General features: G+C 74.4%; 4 protein-coding genes. 3 read left to right on the top strand and 1 reads right to left on the bottom strand.

Annotation, left to right across the window (positions count from 1 at the left end):
- On the top strand, positions 1-331 hold a 331-nt coding region (locus QZX64_RS02880), incomplete at its 5' end, for a MarR family winged helix-turn-helix transcriptional regulator (protein ID WP_295656803.1).
- A gap of 35 nt (positions 332-366) precedes the next feature.
- Here QZX64_RS02880 and QZX64_RS02875 read toward each other — a convergent pair.
- On the bottom strand, positions 367-1,410 hold the full coding sequence (locus tag QZX64_RS02875; RefSeq protein ID WP_295656802.1) for an alcohol dehydrogenase catalytic domain-containing protein: 1,044 nt from the start codon (positions 1,408-1,410) through the stop codon (positions 367-369).
- 89 nt (positions 1,411-1,499) lie between these two features.
- Between QZX64_RS02875 and QZX64_RS02870 the strand changes: the two genes are divergently transcribed.
- On the top strand, positions 1,500-2,141 hold the full coding sequence (locus tag QZX64_RS02870) for a UdgX family uracil-DNA binding protein (RefSeq protein ID WP_295656801.1): 642 nt from the start codon (positions 1,500-1,502) through the stop codon (positions 2,139-2,141).
- A 1-nt stretch (position 2,142) separates the two neighbouring features.
- Positions 2,143-2,367, top strand: coding sequence for a hypothetical protein (locus QZX64_RS02865; RefSeq protein WP_295656800.1), 225 nt, complete (start codon positions 2,143-2,145; stop codon positions 2,365-2,367).
- The last annotated feature ends 400 nt before the right edge of the window (positions 2,368-2,767 follow it).

Genomic DNA, 2,767 nt, shown 5'->3' with positions numbered 1-2,767 from the left:
CTCGAGGCTCGCGCAGCACCTGTGCCTCAACGCGTCCAACGCCAGCCGCACCTGCGACCAGCTGGTCGCCGCCGGGCGGATCAGCCGTCAGGGCGACGACACCGACCGGCGGACCGTCGTCCTGCGACTGACCGACGACGGCGCCCGGTCCGTGGCCGGCCTGATGGCAGCGCGTCGCCGGCTCATCGGCGACGTCGTCGCCCGGATGGCGACCGACGACCAGCGGATGCTCGCACAGGGTCTCGAGGCCTTCTCCTCGGCCCTGGGGGCCGCCCCGCCGGAGCAGACCGTCGGGCTGCCCGACGGCCGGATCCTCCCGTGGCTGCTGTAGGCCGGCACCCTCGGTGTCCCGGTCCGGGCACCCGGTCACGAGGACGCCCCCAGCCGGACCACCGTCATCCCCGCGGTGGTGGGGGGCCGGCTCATCGCCGCCAGCGCGGCGCCAGCGTCCGCCAGGCCGATCACCGAGCCCACGAGGAGGTCGGGTCGCACCGCGCCGGAGACCACAAGGTCGAGCAGGGCGGGGTAGTCGCGGGCGGCCATGCCGTGGGAGCCGAGGACCTGCAGCTCCTTGGCCACCACCAGGCCCATCGGCAGCGGGGGTGCGGCGTGCTCGCCGAGCAGCAGCCCCACCTGCACGTGCCGGCCGCGCGTGCGCAGGCACGACACCGAGGCGACGGCGGTGTCGGAGGACCCGACCGCGTCCAGTGACACGTGCGCACCGCCCCCGGTGACCTCGACCACCTGCGGTACGACCCCGGGGCCGCCCTCGACGGCGACCTCCGCCCCCAGCTCGGCGGCCAGGGTCAGCGCAGCGGCGGACACGTCGACGGCCACGACGCGCGCGCCGAGCGCCACGGCGATCATCACCGCGGACAGCCCGACCCCGCCACAGCCGTGCACGGCGACCCAGTCGCCGCGGCGTACGCGCCCGTGGGCGGTCAGGGCGCGGAAGGCGGTGGCGAACCGGCACCCCAGGGAGGCGGCGGTGACGAAGTCGAGGCCGTCGGGCAGCACGACCACGTTGAGGTCGGCAGCCGGCACGGCGACCAGCTCGGCGAAGGAGCCCGGGTAGGTGAACCCGGGCTGTGACTGGTCAGGACACACCTGGGCGTCCCCGGCCGCGCAGTGGGCGCACCGGCCGCACCCGCACACGAAGGGCGCGGTCACCCGCTCGCCGACCCGGCGCGTGGTGACCTCCGGTCCGACCGCGGCGACGACGCCGGCGAGCTCGTGGCCGGGGACCTGCGGCAGGGGGACCGGGTCGTGTCCCTGCCAGGCGTGCCAGTCCGAGCGGCACACGCCGGTGGCCCGCACCTCCACCAGCACCCCGTCGGGCGGGCAGTCGGGGGCGGGGACCTCCACGAGCACCGGGGTCGCGCCGTACGCGTCGTACTGCACCGCCTGCATGGCGGCGATCCTAGGCAGCGCGGGGCGGGATCGCGCCATCACGTCCGCCGCCCCCAGATACCGGACGGCGTCGATGGGTACCGGCGGCCATGTCCACCGACACGACGGCACGGCCCTGGGTCCCCGAGGACCCGACCGTGCCGCGCCTGGCCGAGGCGGCGCAGGAGTGCCGCGGCTGTGAGCTGTGGGAGGACGCCACCCAGGTGGTCTTCTCCACCGGAGGCGAGCGCGCGCGGCTGGCGCTCGTCGGTGAGCAGCCCGGTGACCGCGAGGACCAGGCCGGACAGCCGTTCGTCGGCCCGGCGGGCGGGGTCCTCGACCGGGCCCTCGAGGAGGCCGGCATCGACCGCGGGGCGGTCTACCTGACCAACGCCGTCAAGCACTTCCGCCACGAGCAGCGCGGCAAGCGCCGCATCCACCAGAAGCCCGACCTCCGGCACCTCGTCGCGTGCGGTCCGTGGCTCGAGGCCGAGCTCTCCGTCGTGGACCCCGACGTGGTGGTGTGCCTGGGAGCCACCGCCGCCCGCGCGGTCCTCGGCAGGGCGGTGAAGATCGGTGCCGAGCGCGGCACCGTCCACGACGACGTGGCGGGCCGAGCGACGCTCGTCACGACGCACCCCTCCGCGCTGCTCCGGCTGCGCGGGCGGGGTGGGTACGACGAGGCATTCGCGGCATTCGTCGCGGACCTGCGGACGGCTGCACGAGCAGCCGACGAGGCGAAGGAGCACTGAGATGACCGAGAAGAAGAAGTCCGACGAGGGCGGCCAGGTCTCCGAGGTCACCGCGATGAGCGGGGGCGGCGGCGGCGGAGCGGGCGACATCGACCCGATCGAGCCCTCCGACTCGGTGGCCGGAGGTCCCGAGGGGGAGTCCGGCGACACCCAGGAGGGAACGCAGGGGCCCGAGGCGCCGGCGGTGCACGGGATCCCCGAGGAGAACAACAAGTCGATGCACTGACGGGCACTGACGGGCACTGACGGGCACTGACGGGCCCTGATAGGCACTGAACAGGCGCTGACGGACCGAACCTCTGTCCGGACGGGTGTTGCCGTGGCCGCGAGGACGCGGCACACTCAGGTAGCACCCACCCCGTGGTCGAACACACGGCCACGAGACCGCATCTCTCGGAGACATGGTCATGGAGCTGTTGGCGCATCCCGGCTAGACACGTTGTCGTCGCGGCCGCGTGCACTCACGCAGACGACGGGGCCGCGACGACATCCCCTGCGGACGGACGACTCAGTCGCCACGCGAGCGGATCAGGGGAACCACGGCCCAGCAGCACCCGAAGAAGCCCAGCGCGACGCCCAGCGCCACCAGTGCCGGCGTCGTGCCGACGATGACGTCGAAGACCAGG

It is taken from the genome of uncultured Nocardioides sp., assembly GCF_902805925.1.
GTDB lineage: Bacteria > Actinomycetota > Actinomycetes > Propionibacteriales > Nocardioidaceae > Nocardioides.
The sequence above is the reverse complement of the archived record's forward strand: the minus strand, read 5'-3'. Positions and strand labels throughout refer to the sequence as shown.